Below are 24170 nucleotides of genomic sequence, written 5' to 3' on the forward strand. Positions count from 1 at the left end.
GACTTGGGTGGCGCGGGCCGGGGCCGGGCCGGCCGGGACCGGGTCGGCGGTGTCTCGACGATGTCGAGCACCTCGGCGCGCAAGGACGTCGCGGTGTGCTCGTCGCGGGCCTCCACGTTGAGCCGCAGCAGGCCGCGGCTCTCGGTGTTCGAGGGCCTGAGGTTGAACCAGGCGCCGTCGGCGCGCCGCACGGTGAGCCCGTCCAGCCAGTCGCAGGTGGTGTCCGGCCGGGCTCCGGCGGCGCGGGCGACCTCCCGCAGCCGTGCGTCGGGCTCTGCGACCCGGATCGCGGTCTCCGGCAGGGTGATGTACGGGGTACGGCGGCTTACAAGTTGGGACACCGGCTGGTGGGTGGCGCCCAGGGCCGCGAGGACGTGGAGGGCCGCGAGGAGTCCGGAGTCCGCGTTCCAGAACTGGCCGAAGTAGTAGTGCGCGGAGTGCTCGACGCCGAGAACGGCCCGGGTGCGGGCCATCTCCCGCTTCATGTACGAGTGACCGACGCGGGAGCGCACCGCGTGGCCGCCGAGCGCGGTCACGGCGTGGGGCAGGGACCGGGAGGTCACCGCGCTGTGCACGACGGCGGCACCGGGCTCGCGGGCGAGGGCGCGCTCGGCGAGGAGGGCGCCGACGGCGCTCGGCGCAACCGTCTCGCCCCGCTCGTCGACGACCACGCAGCGGTCGGCGTCACCGTCGAAGGCGAAGCCCACGTCGGCGCGGGCCACACGGACGCGATCCCGGAGCGCCGCGGTGTAGCCGGGCCTCATCGGGTCGGCGTCCGGCTGCGGGAAGTCGCCGTCCACGCCGAAGTTCAGCGGGATCACGTCGACCGGCAGCGCGCCCAGGACAGTGGCTGCGGTGAGTCCGGCCATGCCGCCGCCGGCTTCGACCACGGCCGTGATCTGCCGCACCGGGGCCGTGTCCGGCGCGGCGAGCGCGAGCAGGTGGTCCCGGTAGCCCGCGAGCACCGGCTGGTCCCTGACCTGGCCGGTCCCGGCACGCGGCGGCCTGGCGCGTGGGCCGCGCGCCATGTGCAGCAGCGTGCGCAGGCCGGTGTCCCAGCCGATGGGTTCGGCGTACGCGCGGCACAGCTTGATGCCGTTGTAGCGGGGCGGGTTGTGGCTCGCGGTGATCATTGCGCCGGGGCGGCCGAGCACCCCCGAGGCGTAGGAGACCATGTCCGTGCCGGCCAGGCCGATGCGCAGGACATCGCTCCCCTGGCCGAGCACGCCGCGGATGAACGCGTCGGCCAGGCCCGGTGAAGAGGCGCGCATGTCGTGTCCGACGACCACCTCGTCCTCGGGCACCAGGCGCGCGAAGCACGCCCCGAAGGTCTCGGCCAGATCCTCGTCGAGTTCCTCCCCCACCACTCCTCGTATGTCGTACGCCTTCACCACGGCGGCAACGTCGCGCATCGTCGGCTCCTCGGTGTCGCGGTCCCCGCTCACCAGCGGCGGATCCGGGTCGGCAGCCCGGCGGGACGGCGGGTGCCGTCGTCGAGGACATAGGGGTCCCGCGGGCCGAGCGGCTCCTGCCACCACTGCTCGGGGGCCGGCTCCCACTCCTCGTCCGGGTAGATGCAATCCACGGGGCACACCGGCGGCAGGCAGGCGCCGCAGCCGGAGCAGAGTTCGGGCAGGATCGCCATGCCGCCGCGGCCGAGGTTGAAGACCGCGCCGAACTGGGACGGACAGGCCTCGACACAGGCGTCACAGCTGATGCACTCGCTCTGCTCGATCCGCAGCGGTGGCTTGCGCCACTGCGGTGGGCGGGCGCGGTCGGCGGTGCGCTGGGCCCGGGGGCTTTCGGTGGCCGGGCGTTCGGCCACCGGGCGGCGTTCGCTGCGGCGCGGGGGGCGGCCCGGGGTGAGACCGGATTCGGCGTCGGCGGGTCGCAGGGCGGATTCCTCGGTGGGACGGTCCGAGCGGTCAGCGGTCATGGGCGGGGGCCTCCAACACGGTGGGGGACGCGGATGGTTGCGGGGTGTCGCCGGGGATGAAGGTGGTGGCCGTCCACGCGGTCGTGGCCCGTACGGCTGCGGCCAGACCGCGCGCGGAGAAGCCATGACTGCCGTCGACGACGCTCAGCCGCCAGGTGGGACGACGCTCGGCCTCGTCGAGGATGAGGCGGGTCATGCGGTCGGGGTGCGCCAGCTCCTCGGTGCCGTAGACGACGCACACCGGCACCTCGCTGTCGCGCAGCAGCGCGGGGTAGTCGTGGGCCCGGTCATCTCGGGTGTAGGCGACGCCGAGCCACAGACCGCACCAGGCGGCGGCCAGGGTGCCGTCGACGCGTCGCAGCCGGGGCGCGGGCCCCTCCCCTTCCTCCTCGCTGAGGATCGGCCCCCACAGGACGGCGCCGACGACGGCGGGCAGGTCGTGCGCGGCCATCGCGGCGAGCCGGGCGCCCGCGCTGTTGCCGACGACGACGAACCGTTCCGCCACCCCCTGGGCGCGCAGCTCGTCCACGGCCGCTCGCAGGTCCGCCAGGCGGCGGCTCCAGGTGGTGTGAGTGAAGCAGCCGCCGCTCACGCCGGTGCCCCGGCTGTCGTAGCGGAAGACGGGCAGCCCGTGCGCGGCCCCGCCGTGGGCGAGGATGGTGCCGCACTCATGGATGTCCACGCGCTGCCCCGGATTGCCGGGTTCGTAGATCAGACAGACCGGCCAGGGCCCGGAGCCGGGACCAGGCGTGTGCAGCACGCCGAGCAGCCGCTCGCCGTCGGAGGTGAAGCTCACCGAACTGATGACGGAGGAGTCGGGGCCGGGGACGCGGGCGGCGGTGCGGCCGGTGTAGGGAGTGAGGGCGGGCGCCGGGTCCGGGACGCCGGGCGGCACGGGAGTTCCCGCTGCGGGCACCGGGGTTCCCCCTGCGGGTACGGAAGTTCCCCCTGCGGGTACGGGGGTTTGCGCCGTGGGCCCGTCGGCGCCCTTCGCCAGGAAGTCCGTCACCGCCGCCATCACAGCTTCGCGCGGCTCGTGCTCCCAGTGCCAGCTCGGCGCCCACGAGGTCGGCCGGTGGGAGAGTTCCCGCAGCGCGAGCCCGGCGTCGCGGGCCCACGACCGGTCTTCGTCGGTGGCCGCGACGACCAGGGCTCGGGTGCCGCGCAGCGCGGCGAAGGCCCGCTCCGCGGCCGGGGCCGCGTCCGCGAGCAGCCCGGCGTCGACGGGCCCTGCGGGCTGCGGCGGCTGGTACGGCTCGCCGACGGCGGCGTCGAGCAACGCGGCGGCGACGGAACTGTCCTGGAGCTCGTCGGGTGCCGCCCGGCCCCGCGCGGCGAGAGCGGCCAGTTCCTGCGGGGCACGTGCCCCGGCCCGCCACAGCGCGAGATCGGGGCAGACGAGCACTCCGGCCGTGACCTCACCGGCGGCCAGGAGTTCGGCGGCAAGGACAGTGCCGATTCCGCAGCCGACGACCGTCACCTCGCCGCCTCCGCTCGCGCGGGCGTGACCGCGTACGGCGCGGGCCGCCTCGCGCAGCGCGGCCCAGCCGGCCGGGCGGCCGGTGGCGGCGCTGTCCGCGTGGCCGGGGTGGTCGTACTGCACGACGTTCAGGCCCAGTTGGCGCAGCCTGCGGGCGAGGATCGACCACAGGTAGCGCGGCTCGCTCATCGAGAGCGCGAGCCCGGTCATCAGGACGACGGTGGGCGCGGCGTCGTCGTGGTGGTGGCGCACCACGCACACCGGGTCCGTGTCGGACGGGGTGCGTGCCGTCAGGAAGTACTGGCTCAACCGCGGTCGCATGCCCGCCTCTCCCCCTCGCTCCGTCTCCTGCTCGCGCTCTCGTACGGGCTTCTCGACGTCCGGTGGGGCGTCCGGCCCCTGACCCCGTGCCGGACCTCGCACTGACTGCTCGAACTGCGCCACGGACAGACCGCCCAGCGTCAGGCCGAGCAGCAGCTCCGCCGGGACCTCCGGGTGCTTGCGGGCGAAGAGTGCGGCCGAGTCCTCAAGGGCCCGGCGGTAGAACCCGGCGGGCCTGCCGTGCGCGAAGTGGTCGTTACGGGCGGCGGCGCAGCGCCGGAACTCGGCACCGGCCGCGACGAGCCGGTAGCCCAGTTCGAGGTGTTCCAGGCCCCACTGGGTGAAGTCCTCGTCGAAACCGCCGACTTGGCCGAACAGGCTCCGGCTGAGGGAGACGTTGCCGGAGAGGAAGCTGAGCCAGCGCACCGGTGAGGTGCTGCGCCCGGAGTCGTCGTAGACGCTGTGGACCTTCTTCACGAACGCGGGGGTGCGGGAGCCGCGGCGCAGTTCCCACCCGTCGCCGGTGAGTCTCTCCTTGACCTCGGCCAGACGTTCCTCGAAGGCGCTGAGGTACAGCTCCTGGACGTCCCCAACCACGACCCTCCGGCCGTTCGGCTCCGGCGCCCCCTCACCGGGGTGGCCGAGACCGTGGGCCAGCGCATGGGCACGCACATAGCCGGGCACCGGGGCGCGGTCGCCGTCGCAGAAGACGAGGACGGCTCCCCGGCCGGCCGCCGCTCCGGCGTTCCTGGCGGCGGCCCGGCCGTTCGCGGAGGTGCGCAGCACGCGCAGCGGCAACGACCGTGCGGCGGCGCGCAGTACGTCGGGCGTGGTGTCGCCCGAGCCGTCGTCGACGACGACGAGTTCCCAGGTTCCGGGCGGCGCGTCCTGCCGGGTGAACGCGTGCAGCGTCGCTTCCAGGCGTGCCGCCTGGTCGCGGGTCGGTACAACCACGCTGATGTCCGGCGCGGCGGGTGCCGGGCCAGGGGGCGGGGCGGCCGTCATCGGGCTCTCCGTTCCGGTTCGGGCGACGACGTTCGGGTGGTGGTCGTCCACGGCATGAGTGCGGGTGACACTGGGGTGCGGGTGACGGCCTCAGATGACGACGAGGTCTTTGCCCAGCCAGTAGTTGCGGTTGGTCAAATCGGCCTCGGCGAAGCGCCGTTCGACGTCGAGATAGCCCTCCACGAGCTGGTCCGCCGTCATCAGCTTGGGTGTGAAGGTCACCGCCAGGGGGTCGTCGATGCCCTGGGGCCGCTTTTCGAGCAGCCGCCCCTCCCGGCCCAGGTGCTCGTACAGCGGGGTACCGGGGATGGGGTAGAGGACGCTCAGGAACAGGCGGGAGACCTTGGTGCGCATGGCGAACTCATAGGTCTCGTCGAAGACGTCCGGGTCGTCCCAGTCGAAGCCGAAGATGACGTTGACCTGGGTTTCCACCCCGGCCTCGTGCAGCCTGAGCAGCAGGTCCTCCGCCTCGGGGATGGTGAAGAAGGTCTTCTCGGTGAACTCGCGGTTCTTCTCCCGCACGCTCTCCACCCCGAAGGACACCACCCGCATCCCCCCGTCGAGCGCCGACTGCACGACGTCAGGGTGGCGGGCGAGGTTGAAGTCGGTCTGGCAGCCCCATTCGATGCCTTCGCCCGCCAGACGGCCCAGGAGTTGGTTGGACCGCTTGGGGAAGACCAGAAAGTCGTCGTCGCGGAAGACTACGCGGGGAATGTGGAACCGGTCGCGGTAGGCGATGAGTTCCTCGTATACGTCGTTGACCGGACGGTAGCGCCACTTGCTGTACAGGAACTCGCTGCAGAAGGTGCACCGGCGGGGGCAGCCCCGCGCGGTGAACGACGGCAGCACGTGCGGCGCCTCGATCTTGCTGAAGTCGACCAGGTCGAAGCGGGGCAGCGGGTGGTCCGACATGGGCACCGGTTCATGGGACTGGTAGATCTTCTTGAGTTCGCCGCGGGCCAGGTCGGCGAGGAGCCGCTGCCACAGCACATCGGCCTCGCCGACGACGACGGAGTCGCTGAAGCGGCTGATCACCGGCACCAGGCTGTGGTCGTCCTCGACGGTGGCGGGGCCGCCGACGACGACCCGCGGGCCCAGCCCGCGGATGGTGCGGGCCAGTTCCAGGGTGCGTTTGAGCTGGATGGTCTGGGTGGTGATGCCGACGACGTCGTACGCGGCGAGGTCGTAGTCGCGCTCCAGGTCCTCGCAGACTTCGTAGACGAGGTCGACCTCCCATTCGGGCGGGACCATGGCGGCCAGGTAGGGCAGCGTGAGGGAGATCAGCTGCGTGGGCCGCATCTCGCGTTTGTCCAGGCCGGCGGGGGTGTAGATGGCGGGTTCGACGAGCAGTATGCGCACGGGACTCCTCGGGTCGCTGGGGCGGCGGTCACGGAGCGGGATGTTCGTGGCCGTCGAGGAAGCGGGCGTAACGTTCGGGTGTGCCGATGTCGGTGAAGGGGCGGTCGGTCCGGTGGGCGGCGAGGGTGCGGCGCCGGATGAGCGTGCGGAACAGCACGCCGAGATCCACCGGGTCCTGGTGCGGATCCAGGTGCCGCAGGGCGGCTCGGCGCAGCACGCACACGCCGGTGTCAGTCCACAACGGCCCGTCGGTGTCGGGATCTTCGGGGGCGTCCTTGTCGTAGCCGCTCACCCGGCCGTCGTGGACCCGGGTGTTGGGGCGTACGCCGGTGTCGGCGGAGGTGAGGACCATGGCGGCCTCGTCGTGGGGGCCGAGCCAGCGGTGGGCTCCCGCGTACGGGATGTCGAGCAGGGTGTCGCCCAGGACGAGCAGGAACATGTCGTCCAGGTACGGAGCGGCGGCCCGCAGCGCTCCGCCGGTGCCCCGCGCGACGGTGTCGACGTGGGAGGTCACCTCGACGGACGCGGGCAGACGGTCGAGGTGGTCGATGACCGGGCTCGCCAGATGGCCGAGGCAGAAGTGGAAGCGGCGCAGGCCGGCGTCGAGGAGCGGTGCGAGGAGCAGGTCGAGGAAGGGCCGCCCGGCGACGGGCAGCAGGATCTTCGGCCTCCGGGTTCCCAGGCGGCCGAGCCGGGTCCCCAACCCGCCTGCGACAACGGCCACTTGGAGCCCGGCACCGTGCGCGCCGCGCCGCTCGGGCGTCCTGCTCATCGGGCCTCCTTCGGGTTCTTCGGGGCCGGGCCGGGGCCCGGCGTGGCGAGCGGCGCCGCGGTGGTGGCGGCCGGGCGCGCTTCGGCAGTCGCGGAGTCGGTGAGCGCCGCCGGACTGACGGCGGCGGACGCCGGGGCCACGGCCGGCAGCAGTCCACGGCGGTGGGCCCGCAGGAGAGCCAACGCGGTGGGCCCGTCCTGGAGTTCGCCGCTGATCGCGAGCGCCAGCGCGTCGTCGACCGGGACCGGGCGCTGGCGGATGACTTCACCGTCGTCGTGGTGCGGCATTCCGGACCGCACGTCCGGGGCGAGGAAGAGATGGACCTCTTCGTTGGAGGAGCCGCTGGAGGGCCAGACGGTACCCAGCGGGTGCAGCGCTCCGGCGCGGGCACCGGTCTCCTCCGCCAGTTCGCGGCGGGCGGTCTCCTCGGGGCTCTCGCCCGGCTCGCACCGCCCCGCCGGCGCCTCGAGGCACCACTGGCGCACCGCGATCCGCCATGACCGGATCAGCAGCAGCGTGCCGTCGGCGGTGACCGGCAGGACCAGGGCACAGCCCGGATGGTCCAGGTAGTACCAGCTGCGCTGGGTCCCGCTCGGCTCAGACTCAAGGGCTTCGCGCACCGTGAGCCAGGGAGTGCGGAACACCGCACGCGGCGCGGCCGCGGTCACCGTGCCCTCACCTGTGCCAGGGACTCGGACAGGGCCCGTACCACGTGGTGCAGACGGGTGTCGTCCAGACCGGGGTAGATCGGCAGGCACAGCTGCCCGGCGCAGGCATGCTCGGCTCCGGGCAGCCGCAGGCCCGGGTAGCGCTCGGCGAGCACGGGCTGCTGGTGCAGGGGCGTCTCGTACACCTCGCCGGCCGCCTGGACGGAACGCTCGCGCAGCGCCGCCTTGAGGGCGTCCCGGTCGGTGCCGGACGGGAGCAGCAGCATCGCCTTGTAGCCGCTGTAGGGGTGGTCGGGCAGCAGGAATTGGACGGCCGGGAGGTCGCGCAGGGCCTCGGCGTAGGAGTCGGCGATCTTACGGCGGGCCGTCACGTTCGCGGGCAGGCGGGCGAGTTGGGCACGGCCGAGGACGGCGGCGAACTCCGGGAGGCGGGCGTTCCAGCCGGGGCGGGTATGCCGGCTCACCCAGGCCTCGGACTTGCCGAGGTTGCGTAACAGCCTTATCTCTTCGGCGAGGTGGGCGTCACCAGTGATGATCATGCCGCCTTCGCCGGTGGTCATGACTTTGGTGGCGAAGAACGAGAAGGCGCCCGCGACACCGAACGTGCCCGCGTGCCGCCGCTCCCGCTCGCTGCCGTGGGCGTGCGCGCAGTCCTCGACGAGGGCGATGCCGCGCCGCTCGCACCAGGCCGCGATGGCCTCGGTCTCGGGACTGATCAGACCCCCGGTATGGACGACCGTCACAGCGGCGGTGTGGGAGGTACAGGCCGCGCGGAGCTGCTCGAGGGTGGGCGCCATGGTGGCCGGGTCGGCATCGGCGAGGCGGACGGTGGCGCCCGCGCGCTCGGCCGCGATATAGGTGGCGAAGTTGGTGCCCGCCGGTACGACGACCTCCCGGCCGCCGACGCCGATGGCGCGCAGGATCAGCTCGAGGGCGGTGGTGCCGCTGGCGACGGCGACGGCGTGCGGGGCTCCCGTGAACGCCGCGAACTCCTCCTCGAACGCCTCGACGTTGACGCCCTGGGAGAACCTCCCGGCGCGCAGCAGCCGGTCCACCTCATCGAGGACCTGGCGCCGCTCTGCGTCGGGCACCTCGATCTCGACGGCCGGAACGAAAGGCATGCCAACCTCTTCCCGAATTCGATGGGTTCAGCAGACGTGGGGTTCGACGGACGTGTCCCGCGGCACTGTGCCGCATTCCAGAACCGCGCCCGAGCCAGAAGTGCACCGGTACGTGAAGTGCCCGCACCAGAAGTGCGCCGAGGTCATATGTAAGAGATCGGCTTTCAACTACCGTAACAGCGTTTCCCGTTCACGCAACACCCGCTTTTGAATCTCACGAACCCCGCCCACTTGACGGCATCTCAGGCACTGCCTTATCAATGCAAGACAGCCCAGCGAATACTGACACCCACTCACTCCGGAGGTGGAGTTTCATGGCACTCGGCGGCATCACCAAACAAGCCACCGGATTTCTGGCCAGGGCGTACGACTCGCTTTCCCGTCCGCTGCACCCGTCCGTCGCCGAGCTGATCGGCCGGAACATACGCTCGGCCGACGGCCCCTGGCTGGAACCGTTCAACGGCCAACACGCACGCCAGCGCATGTTCCGGTCCCTGGTGGGCGCCGTACGCCCGGCCGCGCTCTTCGAGTCCGGCAGCTACAGGGGAGCCTCCACGCGCTTTCTGTGGCACGTCTCCGGAAAACCCGTCTACACCGCGGAGAAGAATCCCAACTTCGCTCGCTACGTGGCCCGTGAATTCCGCCACGTACCCGAAGTGAAGGTTCTCAACCACGATTCACGGGATGCCTTGCAACTCTTGCACAGTGGCGGTCACATCGCGTCCTCCGAACCTTTTCTCTGCTATTTGGACGCGCACTGGAACGCAGATATTCCACTGCGCGACGAGGTGGCCTTCGTACTCCGTAACTGGCCGCTTTCGGTCATTGTCATAGACGATTTCAAAGTCCCCGACGACGACGGCTACGGGTTCGATGTGTACGGCCGCACCGAACTGTCCCTCGCCTATCTGGGGCAGGCGGTGGGCGACAGCGACATCCTGTGGCCGAGCTGCCCGGCGCGGGCGGAGACCGGATACCGGCGAGGCTGTGTCGTTCTCGCCTCGCCCAAGCTGGCTGCCATCGTCGGTGAACTGCCCGAGCTGCGCCGGATCCCCGGCCTGACGGTCACCGGCTGACCTCGGTCACGGCTCCGGCGCTCTCGGCTGCCGGAGCCGCGCGCAGCCGCTCGTACACCTTCAGATAGCCGTCCACCATGCCGTCGGCGGTGAACTCCCGCCGCGCCGCCTCCTGTGCGCGGCTCGCCTGTGCCGCCGCCCGCCGGGGGTCGTCGAGCAGCGCGCGGACCGCGTCGGCCAGAGCGCCGGGGTCGTGCGGCGGCACCGGGACGGTGCCCGGGCAGCACTCCAGGACCTCCGACAGACCCTGCACGGTCGTCGCCACCAGGGGGCGGCCCGCGGCGATGGCCTCTACGGCGGACAGTCCGAGGCCTTCGGCGTGGCTGGGCTGCACCACCACGTCGGCGGCGGCGTAGATCGCGCGCATCGAGCCGAACGGCCGATCGGAGGTACGCAGCAGGACGTGCTCGCGCAGCCCCAGGGCGTCGATGTCGTCCTCCAGCTGTCTTTTGTAGGCGGCCGACGCGGAATTGAGTGAGCCCACCAGTGCGGCTCTGGCGGTGGGGTGGCGGTCGACGATCCGGGCCATCGCCCGCACCAGTTCGCGCTGGCCCTTGCGCTCCTTGTACCGCCCGACGAGCAGCACCAGCGGGTCCTGTGGCGCGACGCCCAGCCAGTCCCGGGCGTGCCGGATCTCGCGCTCGTCGGCGCCGCCGTACAGACCGGCCTCGATGCCGTAGCGCGCGATGTGCACCACGCCCGGGTCGGCGCCGTAGCCGATGGCCTGGTCCCGGTAGGCGAGGCTGCCGGCCACCACCGCGTCGTGCGGCAGCCGTCCGAAGACGAGCCGGGAGCGGGAGTCGCCGAACGGATCGGTGTCCGGGGTGGTCTCGTTCATCGTCACCACCAGGGGGCAGCCGATGGCGTCCCGCATCATGGCGCCGAGTACGGCTCCCACCTGGCAGAACGTCTGCAGGATGTCGACGGGGCCGGAGCCGATGAGGCGTTCGGCGTCGCCAAGTAGCCCGAAGACCCGTTCCTCCCACGGCACCCGGTCCGGCTCGGACCAGCGCGCGGCGTCGGTGCGTACGCGGTGCACCCGCACGCCGAGCAGTTCCTCCCGCTCCGCGCTGCCCGGATAGCGCTCGGTCAGGACGTCGACCTGGTGTCCTCGCCGGGTCAGTCCCGCCGCCAGGGTGTAGATCTGTGTCTCCGACCCGCCGTGGACGGGCGGGAAGGTGGGGGTGAGAAACCAGATGTGCACGGCGCTCCCTTCCGTCGGCGGGCCGTGCCGGGTCCGCCGGAGCTGGGCCAGTGAGCGGGTCAGGGTCCTTCTGATGGATCTCCGTGGGGGAAGGAGCGGCGTTCGGTGCGTGCGATCGGCGTGCGGCGTGGAGGGTCATGTGGCGGAGCCACCTGTCCCTTCGCGCCGTGCGTCGAGCGTGCGTGCCGGGCGTCGCGACGCCGCGGAGATCCATCAGAAGGACCCTAGGGGCGTACGTTGCGGGTCAGGTGTGCCACAGCTGGGCGAGGTAGCGGTCGCCGACATACGTCAGGTGCTCCACGGCCGTGCGTTCGGCGACCGCTGCCAGTCCTTCGTAGGCGGCGAGCGGCCGGATCACGGTCGAGGTGGTGGCGCTGGAGACATCACGGGAGTCCGCGGCCGGATTGTGGCCGTCCACGATGAGCAGCCTGCCGCCGCGCGGCGACACGACCCGGCCCATCTCGCGCAGGGCTGCCCGGAACACCCCGTCGTCGGTGAGGTGCTGGAGCGTGAAGACCGCGAGCACGGTGTCGAACGAGCCGTCCTCGAAGGGCAGTTCGTCGATGCCGGAGCAGACCGTGCGGGCCGGCTTCCCCTCGACGGCCCGGGCCGCCCTGCGCACCATCTGCGCGGACCGGTCGACGCCCACCGCCGAACGGGTTCGCTCGCTCAGCCAGGCCGTGAGCCGTCCGACGCCGCAGCCGAGATCGATCACCCGGTCGCGGCCCAGGTCCGGCAGCAGCCGTTCGATCAGCGCCTTCTGTTCGTGGTCGACCCGGTCACACTCCTCGGGCGTCCAGCGGCCGGAGAGCACCGCGTGCAGTCCGGGGCGCGCGGCCCGCTCGTCCCAGATGTCCGCGCCGGCGGCCGTGCCCCCGCTCATCGGGCACCGCCCACGACCTGGCCGTCGGCCGGTCCCGCCGCGCTGAGCGTGGCCGTTTCCCCTGCGGGACCGGCGTTCATCCGGGCGCCGAGCTGTTCGGTGATCATGTGGTTGACGGCAAGGTGCAGATCCTCGACGACTCCGTAGTGGTGCGCGTGCACCATGACCACGTCGTCCGCCAAGGACCGGGCCGTGCCGCCGTCGAAGCCGAGGAGGGCGACGCTCTCCACGCCGTGGGCACGGGCTGTGATCAGGGCCTGCACGATATTGGGCGAGCTGCCGCTCGCAGTGATCGCGACCAGGACGTCACCGGCCCTGGCCTGGGTGGCGAGCTGGGCGGCGAACACCGCTTCGTAGGAGACGTCGTTGGCCCAGGCGGTCAGCACCGAGGTGTCGAGCAGGGGCACCACCCGCACTCCCGCCGCGAGTCCGGGCGTCGCCGACTTCGCCAGATCGCACACCATGTGCGAGGCGGTGGCGGCGCTGCCGCCGTTGCCCGCCACGAAGACGGTGGCGCCCCGCGCCCAGGCCGCCGCGATCCGGTCGGCCACGGCGCTCACCTCACGCGTGTCGATCCGGTGCGCGGCCTCGACCAGGGTGGAGAGGTAGCTGTCCGGTTCCACTGAGTGCTCCGTTCTGCCGGGCGCCCGGCCGTGCGGGCCGCCCGGCGGGTCGTCAACGGGCGCGGCTGGCGTGCAGATGGTCGATGAGGTCCTGGACCTTGGCGTACGAGGAGAGCAGCAGCCGGTCCTCGTCGAGCCGCACCCCGAACTCCTCCTCGAAGGACACCAGCGCCTCGATGAACGCCAGCGAGTCGACGCCGAGATCCTCCGTCAGGGACTGCTGTGCGGTGATCTCGCCGGGCGGGCGCGGCGGAATGCTGAGTACGGCCAGCTTCCGCACGACCCATGCGTCCACGTCGCCCGCGGCGCGTGTGTCACTCACGTCGTGCACGTCGTTCACGGATGTCACCTCACTGCCTCCTCGGCATCGGGCACGTCCGCACCGGACGTGCCGGGCTCGCCAGGCACACCTGGCCCTGCTGGAACATCTCTGCGGTCGGCGGACAGAGCGGACCGGTCGACCTTTCCGGTACGGGTCCGGGGGAAGTCCGCCACCGCCGTGATGCGGCGCGGCACCTTGTGCGGGCTCAGCCGTTCACGGCAGAAGCCGGTCAACTCCTCGGTCACCGCGCCCTGTTCATCGCCGACGGGGCCGGTCTCCAGCGGTTCGGGGCGGCCGCCCTCGACATCGGCGGCGAACCGGACCCAGGCCACCAGCGTCTCCCCCGCGCGGGCGTCGGCGCGTACCCCGCACACGGCCTCGGTCACTGCGGGGTGCGCCGTCAGGCAGGCCTCAACCTCTTCCAGGGAGACGTTCATCCCGCTGACGATGGCCATGTTGCGCAGCCTGCCGCGCAGATACAGGAAGCCGTCCGCGTCGAGGCTGCCGAGGTCGCCGGTGAGCAGCCAGCCTCCGCGCAGCACCCGTGCGGTCTCCTCCGGGCGGTCGTGGTAGCCCGTCATCACGCCCGGTCCGCGCACCGTGATCTGCCCGGTCCTTCCTGCGGGCAGCGCCTTGAACTCCCGGTCCCGGATGGTGACTTCAACTCCGGGCAGCGGGCGCCCGACGGACGTGGGACGGTCGCGGCGGTCGTGCTGCCTCATGGTGGTGACTCGTGGTCCGGCCTCCGTCTGGCCGTACGTCTCCACCAGCTCGACATCGGGCAGCCGCTGCCCGAGCCGGCGGAGGATCTCCGGTGGGGTGGGGGCACCGCCATAGACGATGTGCCGCAGCGACCCGAGGTCGTAGGTCCGGTGCCAGTCGCCGAGGGTGAGTAGCCGGAGCATGGAGGGCACGAGCAGCGTCGAGGTGACCTGGTTCTCCTGGACGAGGCGTCCGAACCGGCTGGGCAGGAAGTCGCCGTCGAGCAGCACGATGTGGCCGCCGCCGTCGATCTGCCCGACCAGCTGCACGGTGTTGCAGTAGCCGAAGTTGAGCGGTACGACGGCGAGGGCCGTCTCGCGGCGGTGCGCGCCGTCGAGCGAGGCCCGGTGGGCCCGTGCGCTCGCGAGGAGCGCGGCGTGGGTCAGCACGACGCGCTTGGGACGCCCGTACGAGCCGGAAGTGGCGAGCAGCACGGCGGCGGCCGCCGGATCCACGCGGGCGTCGACGCCCTGGCCTGCGGCGGCTCCGCAGGCCGACCGCAGCGCGGCCAAGTCGCCCTCGGCGTGGGCGCGTACCGGAACGTGGACGACGGCCGGCGGTGCGGCCGCCGCACCGGCCCTGCGGTCGTCCGTGGCGTTGAACCGGCCGCGACGGGCAGCGCGGGCCCCAGGGTCGCACAGCAGCAACACCGGTCCGCAGGCGGCGAGTTCAGCATGGGTCTCCGTCGGACTCAGCTCGTGTGCGAGCGGGGCGACGGCGGCGCCGAGCGAGAGCACGGCGAGATAGAGCACCACGTACTCGGCGCTGCGCGGCAGTTGCAGCGCGACGCGGTCTCCGGGGCGCACCAGGGGCGTCAAGGCGCGGGCGACAGCGGTGACTTCGGCCTGGAGCCGGTCGTACGTCAGACGCAGCAGGCCGTCAGTGAGTGCGGGAGACAGGGGGTGTTCACGGGCGGAACGGGACAGTACCGAAGGGATTGTCTGGGGCGGTGTGTCGGCGGCGGGGGGACTCAACTCACCGGTGACCACGGGTGATTCACCTTCCACGGTCGATCGGGTCGTACACTTCAGCGGACAACCACGATGTGAAGCTTACGCTGGAGCTGTCGCAGGCTGTCAATAACCGCGAACGCGGAGCAACATGCGACGCTAGACTGCGTCCGCAGCAGCGGACGTTGCGTTACTCCGTCATAGGCGAGGGACGCGTGCGGCCTTGGAGGCACTCATGACGGACGACCACGGGCAACGACCATCCAGCCGCCAGCTGGCGGGCAAGATCAGCGCACGTCTGACGCATCTCATCGCGACGCTCTACCCCGACGAGCGCACCAGGCCGGGCTACGCCCGCCTGGCCAAGGAGATCCGGGAGGCCACCGGAGGCGGGCTCTCCAGTACATATCTGTGGGAGCTGACCACCGGCCGCAAGCACAACGTCACCGTCGAGCAACTCGGCGTCCTCGCCGACTACTTCGGCGTGCCCCCGGAGTACTTCTTCAACGAAGAGGTCGCCCTGCGGGTCAACGCCCAGCTGCAACTCGCCACGGCGCTGCGCGACGCCAAGGTCCGCACCCTGGCGCTGCGCGCCGAAGGGCTGTCCGGCGAGACCCTGGACGCGCTCCTCGCCATGGTCGACCAGGCCCGCAAACTGCACCGGCTGCCGGCCGTCGAGGAGCCGGCGCCGAAGGACACGACAGCGGACCGGGGACCCCTGCCGTGACGCGAGGACGCGAACACCTACGAGGACACAGAGGACACACAGGACACGGGCGCGAACGGCACAGCGAGAACGCGCTCAGCTCCGGTCGGCACCACCCCGCCGCCCCCGAAGGACGAATGACCTTGCTGTTCCCTTACCGAGCGCTCCGACAGCGTTGCGAATCCGTACTTGAGGAGCTGGCGTTGCCCCCATCGGCTTCGGCACACGAACTGTGCCGGCACGTGGCGCACCGCCGCGGCCGCCCGATCCACCTCTATCCGCTGCCCGTCGAAGGCCGCGCCGACGGCACCTGCGGCGCGTGGATCGCCACCGACACCGACGACCACGTCTTCTTCGAGCCCGGCACCACCCGCCCCCACCAGAACCACATCATCCTGCACGAAATCGGCCACATCCTCCTCGGCCACCACCGCCCCGTCACCACCGACGACGCACCGGTGCGAGCCGCCCTGCCCGACCTCGACCCCCGCCTGGTACGGCGGCTGCTGCGCCGGTCCATCCACACCACACGACAGGAGCAGGAGGCCGAGACATTCGCCGACCTGGTCCTCAGCAGGGCGCTGCGCCCGTGCCCCCGCAACTGCCGCTGTGGCGGCACGGAGAACCTGGAAAGGGCGCTGGGGCTCCATGCCTGCGCCGACGATTGACCTGGTCGCGCTGGGCACCGGCGCACAAACCGTGGGCACCTTGTGCATGTGGGCCGCCGTCCTGCTGCGCCTGCCGTACACCCTGGGCTCCCGGCGGCAGCGCGAACTGTGGCTGGCCGGAGTCGCGGCGGCCTGCGCCACCTCACTCGACCTGGACACCGTGGGCGATGCGGCCGACCGGTACCTCGGCAGTCTGCACAGCGTGGAACTGGTCCGCAATCTGTGCGGTCTCGTCTCGGCGTTCGCCATGCTCGAACTGAGCCTCTCGCTCGCCGCCGCCCCCCGGCGCCGGGCGCTCCTCCGCTGGTTACGGATCACCGCCTGCTGCGTCGTCGCGAGCACCGTGGCCCTGGACACAGCACACCGACCGCACGGGCGGCATCTGATCCTGGACGGCTCCTCGCCCACGCCGTCCACGCCCTACTGGCTGCTGATCATCGCCACACACCTGATCGCCAACGCCCTGTGCGTCGCGGTGTGCGTACGCCGCGCCCGCCACACCGGCAACCGCCCCCTCACGACCGCCCTGCTCCTGCTCGGCGCCGGTTCCGCCATGGCGGGCACGTTCTGGCTCGGTGCGCTGTCCCAACTCCTCGGCCACACCTGGTCACAGCCCCTGCAGCCGTTCGCTCTCGCACTGCACGGCCCGCTCATCGCCGCGGCCCTGGCCGCGCCCACCATCCAGGCCGCCCGGCACGCGGTCACCGACTTCAGGGACTGGTGGCGGCTCTGGCCGCTGTGGCGCGACCTGGTGGAGGTGTGCCCGCAGGTGCTCCTCGCTCCCCCGCGCGGACGGCTCCGGGAGACCTTCTGGCCCCAGGGCCCGCGCAGACTCCTGCTGTACCGCAAGCTCATGGAGATACGCGACGCCATCCTCGTACTCGACAAGTACGCCACCCCCGAACTGCACGCGTCCGCACGGGCGTTCGCCGCCTCGGTGGGCGACGAGGGCAGAACCGCTCCCCCGGCGGAGACACACCTCGACCACAAGCACTCGGCCGCCGTACTCGCCGCCGTTATGAAAGGCGCCCGCGCGGCCTGCCCGGCCGACGGGACGCCACGCCGCCGCACGCCGCCCATCGCGCAGATCGGCGCCGACACCCTTCACGACGAGCGAGCCTTCCTGATCTTGGTGGCCCGAATGTACCGCTCGGCCCCCAACCCTATCCACCCGCACACCCCCGTACCAGAGGAAGCACCGCAATGACCACCGATACCCCGCCCCGCGCCGGCCGGCGGGAGTGGATCGGACTCGCCGTCCTGGCCCTGCCGACGCTGCTCATCTCCATGGACATGACCGTCCTGTATCTGGCCGTTCCGCATCTCAGCGGCGATCTCGGGCCGAGCTCCACCGAACTCCTGTGGATCATGGACATCTACGGGTTCCTGATCGCCGGGGCGCTGGTGCCCGCCGGGGCGCTCGGCGACCGCATCGGGCGCAAACGCATCCTGCTGATCGGCGCGGCGCTCTTCGGTGCTGCCTCCGCGATCGCCGCATACGCGAGCAGCCCGGCCATGCTCATCGCCTCCCGGGCGCTGCTAGGCCTCGCCGGCGCCACCCTGATGCCGTCCGCCCTGTCCCTGATCCGCGTGATGTTCCACCGGCCGAGCCAGCGCAGCTTCGCCGTGGCCATCATCATGACGAGCTTCTCCGTCGGCACGACCATCGGCCCGCTGCTCGGCGGCGCGCTCCTGGAGCACTTCTGGTGGGGCTCGGTCTTCCTGGTGGGTGTACCAGTGATGGTGCTTCTACTCGTCATCGGCCCCGTACTCCTGCCCGAATACCGCGACCCGCACGGCGGCCGCGTCGATCTGCCGAGCGCCGCGCTCGCCCTGAGCGCCGTGCTCGGCGTCGTCTACGCGGTCAAGCACGTCAGCACGTCCGGAGCCGACCTCGCGTTCGCCCTCTCTCTCGCCGTCGGCCTGACGCTCGGCGTGCTCTTCGTCTGCCGCCAGAACCACCTGGACGACCCGCTGCTCGACCTGTCCCTGCTGCGCGACCGCGTCATCAACACCTCATTGGGGACCTACCTGTTGGGCCTGTTCGCCATGGGCGGCACCCAGCTCTTCATCGCCCTCTACCTCCAGGAGGTCCTCGACCTCTCCCCGTTCGTGGCCGGGGCCTGGATGGTGCCCGCCTCCGTGGGCACCATCGTCGGTTCCCTGCTCGCTCCGCTGCTCGCCCGGCAGCTACGCCCGGCGACGGTCATCACCGGCAGTCTGGTCCTCGCGGCACTCGGCTTCGCGACGCTCTCCCAAGTCGGCGAAGACGACCTGGCGTTGCTCATCGTCGGCTACGAATTCGTGGCCCTGGGCCTGAGCCCCATGATCGCTCTCTGCACCGACCTGGTCGTCAGCAAGGCCCCGTCCCACCGGGCCGGAGCGGCCTCCGCCCTGTCCGAGAGCAGCGGCGAACTGGGCGTGGCACTCGGCGTCGCCGTCCTTGGCACCATCGGCACCGCCGCCTACCGGGCCCAGCTCTCGGACCGGCTGCCCGACGGCCTGCCCCAGGCCGACGCGGACGCCGCGCTGTCCGCTCTCGGCGGCGCGAAGGAGGCCGCCGCCGGCCTGCCGGAGAACCTCGCCACCGCACTGCTCACTGCGGCCCGCGAGGCATTCAGCCACGGCCTCGGCCTGACCGCCGCCGTGGCCAGCGCGACCGTCCTCGCCGCCGCCCTGCTCGCCGGAACGCGGCTGCGCCATCTGCCGACGAGCAAGGAAGCCGAGAAGGCCGGACTCGACACGGGGACGGAGCGCACGGAGCCGGTGACGTAGAGGCCCGCGGAAACCGGGGCGAGGAGGGTGGTGCGGGGACCGGCGCCGGGCCACCATGCCCGGAAGGGTATCCGCGCTCATCCATGGTGAATACAGGGCTACTTGGACACGGCGAGTGGCCGCGGGCCTTGCGTGACGCTGCGGCGCGGTGCCGTTGAACAGCACGACTCCACATGCCAGGCCCCGGTGGATGTCTTCACTTGCCTGGGCCCGTGGTGTGTCCGGCTGGTGTCACCGGACCGCGAGGGGCAGTGCCGACTGTGGCACAGCCCTCTTGGTCGTGGCCTCCATGAACCCCGGGGGTTGCGTTCGGGCATGTGGCTGGGGTGGGCCAGTCGGCCGTTCGCCGCCGGGGCGAGCCAGGCGGCCCACCGTTCGATGAACTCGTCCAGATCCCCGAGGACGAGGGGAGTGAAGGGCCAGGCCACGCCGAGAATCGTCTCGTGGACGAGCTTCTGAGGTTTCTTCACGCCCGTTATGAGGCGGACAACCATGCCTATGCCGAGGTGGCCTACCGCTTCGGGGGTGACGCAGTCCTTGACAGTCACCTGCCGATGCTCGACCTGGTCGACATGCTGACTCGAGAGTACGAGGCGATGGATCCGTCCGACACTCGCTTGGCTGGTCTTCGTTATGCCCTCCGCGTGCTCGCGCAGTCGTACGCCGAGCACCCCGGGAACAGATCGCGTGCGATCATGCTCGCAGGCGCGTCTTCCGCCCCGTCACGCGCAAGCGCCCTGCCCCCGCGCGCGAGATGCAGGGGCAGGGCGCTCGTTCACGTCAGGTCAAGAACCGGCAAGTTGGCGCAGCACGTACTGCATGATGCCGCCGTTGCGGTAGTAGTCGGCCTCACCGGGGGTGTCGATGCGGACGACCGCGTCGAACTCGACACCGGTGTCGGTGGTGACCTTGACCGTGCGCGGGGTGGTGCCGTTGTTGAGCTCCTCCACGCCGGTGAAGGAGAAGGTCTCCTCGCCGGTCAGACCGAGGGACTCGGCGTTGGCGCCCTCCGGGAACTGGAGCGGGAGCACGCCCATGCCGATGAGGTTCGAGCGGTGGATGCGCTCGTACGACTCGGTGATGACGGCCTTGACGCCGAGGAGCGCGGTGCCCTTGGCGGCCCAGTCACGGGACGAACCGGAGCCGTACTCCTTGCCGCCCAGGATGACCAGCGGGGTGCCGGCGGCCTGGTAGTTCTGCGAGGCGTCGTAGATGAAGGAGACCGGCCCGCCGTCCTGGGTGAAGTCGCGGGTGTAGCCGCCCTCGGTGCCCGGCGCGAGCTGGTTGCGCAGGCGGATGTTGGCGAACGTACCGCGGATCATGACCTCGTGGTTGCCGCGGCGGGAGCCGTAGCTGTTGAAGTCACGGCGCTCCACACCGTGCTCGGTGAGGTACTTGCCGGCCGGAGTGTCGGCCTTGATGGCACCGGCGGGCGAGATGTGGTCCGTCGTCACCGAGTCGCCCAGCTTGGCGAGGACGCGGGCGCCGGAGATGTCCGAGACCGGGGTGGTCTCCATCGTCATGCCCTCGAAGTACGGGGGCTTGCGGACGTAGGTCGACTCGGCGTCCCACTCGAAGGTGTCGCCGGTCGGGATCGACAGGGCCTGCCACTGGGCGTCGCCCGCGAAGACGTCCTGGTAGGACTTGTTGAACATGTCCTCGCCGATGGCGTTCGCCACGACGTCGTTGACCTCGGCCTCGGTCGGCCAGATGTCGGACAGGTGGACCGGCTTGCCCTCCTGGTCCACACCGAGGGCGTCACGCGTGATGTCCACCTTCATGGAGCCCGCGATGGCGTACGCGACGACCAGCGGCGGGGAGGCCAGGTAGTTCATCTTGACGTCGGGGTTGATACGGCCCTCGAAGTTCCGGTTGCCGGAGAGGACCGAGGTGACCGCGAGGTCGTGGTCGTTGACGGCCTTGGAGACCTCCTCCGGCAGCGGGCCGGAGTTGCCGATGCAGGTGGTGCAGCCGTAGCCGACGAGGTTGAAGCCGACCTTGTCGAGGTACGGGGTGAGGCCCGCCTTGTCGAAGTAGTCCGTCACGACCTTCGAACCCGGGGCGAGGGTGGTCTTGACCCACGGCTTGCGGGTCAGGCCCTTCTCGACCGCCTTCTTGGCCACCAGCGCGGCGGCGACCATGACGTACGGGTTCGAGGTGTTGGTGCAGGAGGTGATCGCGGCGACCGTCACGGCACCGTGGTCGATCTCGTAGGTCGAACCGTCGGGGGCGGTGACGGTGACCGGGTTGGACGGGGCGCCGTTCGGGGCGACGGCCGGGGAGTCGGAGGCCGGGAAGGACTCCTGGCCCGCCTCGTCCACGGTGTCGACGTAGTTGAGGACGTCGCTCTTGAACTGCTCGGCGGCGTTCGCGAGGACGATACGGTCCTGCGGGCGCTTCGGGCCGGCGATCGACGGGACGACCGTCGACAGGTCCAGCTCCAGCTTCTCGGAGAAGTCGGGCTCGGCGGCCGGGTCGAGCCAGAGGCCCTGCTCCTTGGCGTACGCCTCGACGAGCGCGAGCTGCTGCTCGGAGCGGCCGGTGAGCTTCAGGTAGTTGATCGTCTCGGCGTCGATCGGGAAGATCGCGGCGGTCGAGCCGAACTCCGGCGACATGTTGCCGATGGTGGCGCGGTTCGCGAGGGAGGTGGCGGCCACGCCCTCGCCGTAGAACTCGACGAACTTGCCGACGACACCGTGCTTGCGGAGCATCTCGGTGATGGTCAGCACCAGGTCGGTGGCGGTGGTGCCGGGCGTGAGCTCACCGGTCAGCTTGAAGCCGACGACGCGCGGGATGAGCATGGACACCGGCTGGCCGAGCATGGCGGCCTCGGCCTCGATGCCGCCGACGCCCCAGCCCAGCACACCGAGGCCGTTGACCATGGTGGTGTGCGAGTCGGTGCCGACGAGGGTGTCCGGGTACGCCTGGCCGCCTCGGACCATGACCGTACGGGCCAGGTGCTCGATGTTCACCTGGTGGACGATGCCGGTGCCGGGGGGTACGACCTTGAAGTCGTCGAAGGCGGTCTGGCCCCAGCGCAGGAACTGGTAGCGCTCCTTGTTGCGGCCGTACTCGAGGTCGACGTTCTGCTTGAAGGCGTCGTTCGTGCCGAACTTGTCGGCGATGACGGAGTGGTCGATGACCATCTCGGCCGGGGAGAGCGGGTTGACCTTGGCCGGGTCGCCGCCGAGCGCCTTCACGGCCTCACGCATGGTGGCAAGGTCCACGACACAGGGAACGCCGGTGAAGTCCTGCATGATCACGCGGGCCGGCGTGAACTGGATCTCCTCGCTGGGCTGGGCCTGCGAGTCCCAGCCGCCGAGGGCCCGGATGTGGTCGGCGGTGATGTTCGCGCCGTCCTCGGTACGGAGCAGATTCTCCAGCAGGACCTTGAGGCTGTACGGAAGGCGGGCCGAGCCCTCCACCTTGTCCAGCCGGAAGATCTCGTACGACTCGTCGCCCACCTGCAGCGTGCTGCGGGCGTCGAAGCTGTTCGCCGACACGACAGTCTCCTTCATTTTTGTGCGCGTACCACCGCATCCTGCCGCCACGCCGTCTCGACGATCCGCTAAGGTAAGGCTAAGTTAGGTAACCCTTACCGCCAGACCGAGGTTGGCGTATGGCCGCGGCGCGCCTCGGCAGATATCTCGATGTCGAGATAACTCTAGTACATGCGCGCGGCTTGGTCATGCCCTGAGCCCTGCCATACGGCTCCGCCCCGCGTGGCGTAGCCCACGCGTCGCGCGGCCGACGGGCCAACCGCCCCGTCCCGGGCATGCGTTGACTCCTTGCGGGTACCCGCCCGGCAACGGAAGGAGGCACACATGCCGCTCACGTTCCGCAAGAGCTTCCGGATCCTCCCCGGGGTCCGGCTGAACATCAACCGCCGCTCCTGGTCCATCACCACGGGTGGCCGGCACGGACCGCGCCGCACGCACAGCAGCACCGGCCGGCGCACCACGTCGATGGATCTGCCGGGCCCGTTCGGCTGGCGACGCACGACCAAACGCCGTCGGCACCACTGAGGCACACCGAGTCGCACCTCACCTGGGACAGGCCACCCGGACCCCGGAACAGGCCACCCGGACGGAGCACACCCGGACGGTCGTCTTCCACTTTCGTATATCTCACATCCGATATACGGTCGCGCCATGGCAGACGACTACCTCGTACGCATCGGCAGGCTCATCCGTGACGCCCGGCAGCACCGGGGCTGGACACAGTCGCAACTGGCGGAGGCGCTCGGCACCAGCCAGAGCGCCGTCAATCGCATCGAGCGCGGCAACCAAAACATCAGCCTTGAGATGATCGCTCGAATCGGTGAAGCCCTGGACAGTGAGATCGTCTCACTGGGCTACGCGGGTCCGATGCATCTGCGCGTGGTTGGCGGCCGCCGCCTGTCCGGCGCCATCGACGTGAAGACCAGCAAGAACGCGTGTGTCGCGCTGCTGTGCGCCACGCTGCTCAACAAAGGACGCACGGTGCTGCGCCGGGTGGCCCGTATCGAGGAGGTGTACCGCCTTCTGGAGGTACTCGGGTCGATCGGCGTCCGTACCCGGTGGATCAACGGCGGGGTCGATCTGGAGATCGTGCCGCCGGCCGACCTCGACATGGGCGCCATCGACGAGGAGGCGGCCCGCCGCACCCGCTCGATCATCATGTTCCTCGGCCCGCTGCTGCACCGTGTGGACCTTTTCCGGCTGCCGTACGCGGGCGGGTGCGACCTCGGTACCCGGACGATCGAGCCCCACATGATCGCGCTGCGCCGGTTCGGGCTGGACATCACCGCGACCGAGGGCCAGTACCACGCCACGGTGGACCGTTCGGTCACCCCGGCGCGGCCGATCGTGCTGACCGAGCGCGGCGACACCGTCACCGAGAACGCGCTGCTCGCCGCCGCCCGCCACGACGGCACGACCGTCATCCGCAACGCCTCGTCCAACTACATGGTCCAGGACCTGTGCTTCTTCCTGGAGGCCCTGGGCGTGCGGGTGGAGGGCATCGGGACGACCACGCTCACCGTGCACGGGGTGCCGGACATCGACGTGGACGTCGACTACTCCCCCTCGGAGGACCCGGTCGAGGCGATGAGCCTGCTGGCCGCCGCCGTGGTCACCGAGTCGGAGCTGACCGTGCGCCGCGTCCCGATCGAGTTCCTGGAGATCGAGCTCGCGGTCCTGGAGGAGATGGGCCTCGACCACGACCGCACACCCGAGTACGTCGCGGACAACGGCCGCACGCGCCTGGTGGACCTCACCGTCCGGCCCTCCAAACTGGAGGCGCCGATCGACAAAATCCACCCGATGCCGTTCCCCGGCCTCAACATCGACAACGTCCCGTTCTTCGCGGCCATCGCGGCGTCCGCGCAGGGCAAGACCCTCATCCACGACTGGGTCTACGACAACCGCGCGATCTACCTCACCGACCTCAACCGCCTCGGCGGCCGCCTCCAGCTCCTCGACCCGCACCGCGTACTGGTCGAGGGCCCGACCCGCTGGCGCGCCGCCGAAATGATGTGCCCACCCGCCCTGCGCCCGGC

General features: G+C 71.0%; 20 protein-coding genes. 7 read left to right on the forward strand and 13 right to left on the reverse strand.

What is annotated here, in order from left to right; genetic code table 11:
• The 7 genes from manB to FNH08_RS16145 all read right to left on the reverse strand — a co-directional run.
• Positions 1–1412 (reverse strand): phosphohexomutase domain-containing protein (gene manB / locus FNH08_RS16115; protein ID WP_152772169.1); only part of this gene is annotated, 1412 nt, incomplete at its 3' end.
• Positions 1413–1441: 29 nt separating this feature from the next.
• Positions 1442–1936, reverse strand: coding sequence for an indolepyruvate ferredoxin oxidoreductase subunit alpha (locus FNH08_RS16120; RefSeq protein WP_152772170.1), 495 nt, complete (start codon positions 1934–1936; stop codon positions 1442–1444).
• Positions 1926–4742: a glycosyltransferase gene (locus tag FNH08_RS16125; RefSeq protein WP_152772171.1), complete on the reverse strand. Its 2817-nt coding sequence runs from the start codon at positions 4740–4742 to the stop codon at positions 1926–1928. The genes FNH08_RS16120 and FNH08_RS16125 overlap by 11 nt, the downstream gene beginning before the upstream one ends.
• 90 nt (positions 4743–4832) lie before the next feature.
• Entirely contained in the window at positions 4833–6101 is a 1269-nt protein-coding gene (locus FNH08_RS16130; RefSeq protein ID WP_152772172.1) for a B12-binding domain-containing radical SAM protein, read from the reverse strand.
• A gap of 28 nt (positions 6102–6129) precedes the next feature.
• Positions 6130–6873, reverse strand: a complete 744-nt coding sequence (locus tag FNH08_RS16135; RefSeq protein ID WP_152772173.1) for a nucleotidyltransferase family protein — start codon at positions 6871–6873, stop codon at positions 6130–6132.
• Positions 6870–7541 carry an NUDIX hydrolase gene (locus FNH08_RS16140; protein ID WP_152772174.1) on the reverse strand — a complete coding sequence of 224 codons (672 nt, stop codon included), beginning with the start codon at positions 7539–7541 and terminating at the stop codon, positions 6870–6872. Before FNH08_RS16140 ends, FNH08_RS16135 begins: the two co-directional genes overlap by 4 nt.
• Entirely contained in the window at positions 7538–8662 is a 1125-nt protein-coding gene (locus FNH08_RS16145) for a DegT/DnrJ/EryC1/StrS family aminotransferase (RefSeq protein WP_152772175.1), read from the reverse strand. The genes FNH08_RS16140 and FNH08_RS16145 overlap by 4 nt, the downstream gene beginning before the upstream one ends.
• 314 nt (positions 8663–8976) lie before the next feature.
• Here FNH08_RS16145 and FNH08_RS16150 point away from each other — a divergent pair, with 314 nt between their 5' ends.
• On the forward strand, positions 8977–9738 hold the full coding sequence (locus FNH08_RS16150; RefSeq protein ID WP_152772176.1) for a hypothetical protein: 762 nt from the start codon (positions 8977–8979) through the stop codon (positions 9736–9738).
• Here the strand turns inward: FNH08_RS16150 and FNH08_RS16155 are convergent.
• The 5 genes from FNH08_RS16155 to FNH08_RS16175 all read right to left on the reverse strand — a co-directional run bounded on the left by FNH08_RS16155 (position 9728) and on the right by FNH08_RS16175 (position 14521).
• Positions 9728–10942: a glycosyltransferase family 4 protein gene (locus FNH08_RS16155; RefSeq protein ID WP_152772177.1), complete on the reverse strand. Its 1215-nt coding sequence runs from the start codon at positions 10940–10942 to the stop codon at positions 9728–9730. The genes FNH08_RS16150 and FNH08_RS16155 overlap by 11 nt on opposite strands.
• Positions 10943–11186: 244 nt before the next feature.
• Entirely contained in the window at positions 11187–11825 is a 639-nt protein-coding gene (locus FNH08_RS16160; protein WP_152772178.1) for a class I SAM-dependent methyltransferase, read from the reverse strand.
• Entirely contained in the window at positions 11822–12448 is a 627-nt protein-coding gene (locus FNH08_RS16165) for a D-sedoheptulose-7-phosphate isomerase (protein WP_152772179.1), read from the reverse strand. The genes FNH08_RS16160 and FNH08_RS16165 overlap by 4 nt, the downstream gene beginning before the upstream one ends.
• A 52-nt stretch (positions 12449–12500) precedes the next feature.
• Entirely contained in the window at positions 12501–12797 is a 297-nt protein-coding gene (locus FNH08_RS16170) for an acyl carrier protein (protein WP_322724608.1), read from the reverse strand.
• Positions 12794–14521, reverse strand: coding sequence for a class I adenylate-forming enzyme family protein (locus tag FNH08_RS16175; protein ID WP_152772180.1), 1728 nt, complete (start codon positions 14519–14521; stop codon positions 12794–12796). The genes FNH08_RS16170 and FNH08_RS16175 overlap by 4 nt, the downstream gene beginning before the upstream one ends.
• Positions 14522–14717: 196 nt before the next feature.
• On the opposite strand from FNH08_RS16175, the gene FNH08_RS16180 reads away from it, so the two are divergent.
• From FNH08_RS16180 to FNH08_RS16195, 4 genes are all read left to right on the forward strand, one after another.
• Positions 14718–15209, forward strand: coding sequence for a hypothetical protein (locus tag FNH08_RS16180; protein ID WP_152772181.1), 492 nt, complete (start codon positions 14718–14720; stop codon positions 15207–15209).
• A 221-nt stretch (positions 15210–15430) separates the two neighbouring features.
• Entirely contained in the window at positions 15431–15856 is a 426-nt protein-coding gene (locus FNH08_RS16185) for a hypothetical protein (protein ID WP_152772182.1), read from the forward strand.
• Positions 15837–17063, forward strand: a complete 1227-nt coding sequence (locus FNH08_RS16190; RefSeq protein WP_152772183.1) for an MAB_1171c family putative transporter — start codon at positions 15837–15839, stop codon at positions 17061–17063. Before FNH08_RS16185 ends, FNH08_RS16190 begins: the two co-directional genes overlap by 20 nt.
• Entirely contained in the window at positions 17060–18631 is a 1572-nt protein-coding gene (locus FNH08_RS16195) for an MFS transporter (RefSeq protein WP_152772184.1), read from the forward strand. The genes FNH08_RS16190 and FNH08_RS16195 overlap by 4 nt, the downstream gene beginning before the upstream one ends.
• Before the next feature lie 785 nt (positions 18632–19416).
• Here the strand turns inward: FNH08_RS16195 and acnA are convergent.
• Complete coding sequence (gene acnA / locus FNH08_RS16205) at positions 19417–22134, reverse strand: aconitate hydratase AcnA (protein ID WP_322724611.1); 2718 nt, start codon at positions 22132–22134, stop codon at positions 19417–19419.
• 321 nt (positions 22135–22455) lie between these two features.
• Here acnA and FNH08_RS16210 point away from each other — a divergent pair, with 321 nt between their 5' ends.
• A complete protein-coding gene (locus FNH08_RS16210) occupies positions 22456–22656 on the forward strand; it encodes a DUF4236 domain-containing protein (protein ID WP_152772186.1) in 201 nt (66 codons plus the stop codon).
• 126 nt (positions 22657–22782) lie between these two features.
• Positions 22783–24170 (forward strand): helix-turn-helix domain-containing protein (locus FNH08_RS16215; protein WP_152772187.1); only part of this gene is annotated, 1388 nt, incomplete at its 3' end.

The organism is Streptomyces spongiae (assembly GCF_009377185.1).
Classification (GTDB): Bacteria; Actinomycetota; Actinomycetes; order Streptomycetales; family Streptomycetaceae; genus Streptomyces; species Streptomyces spongiae.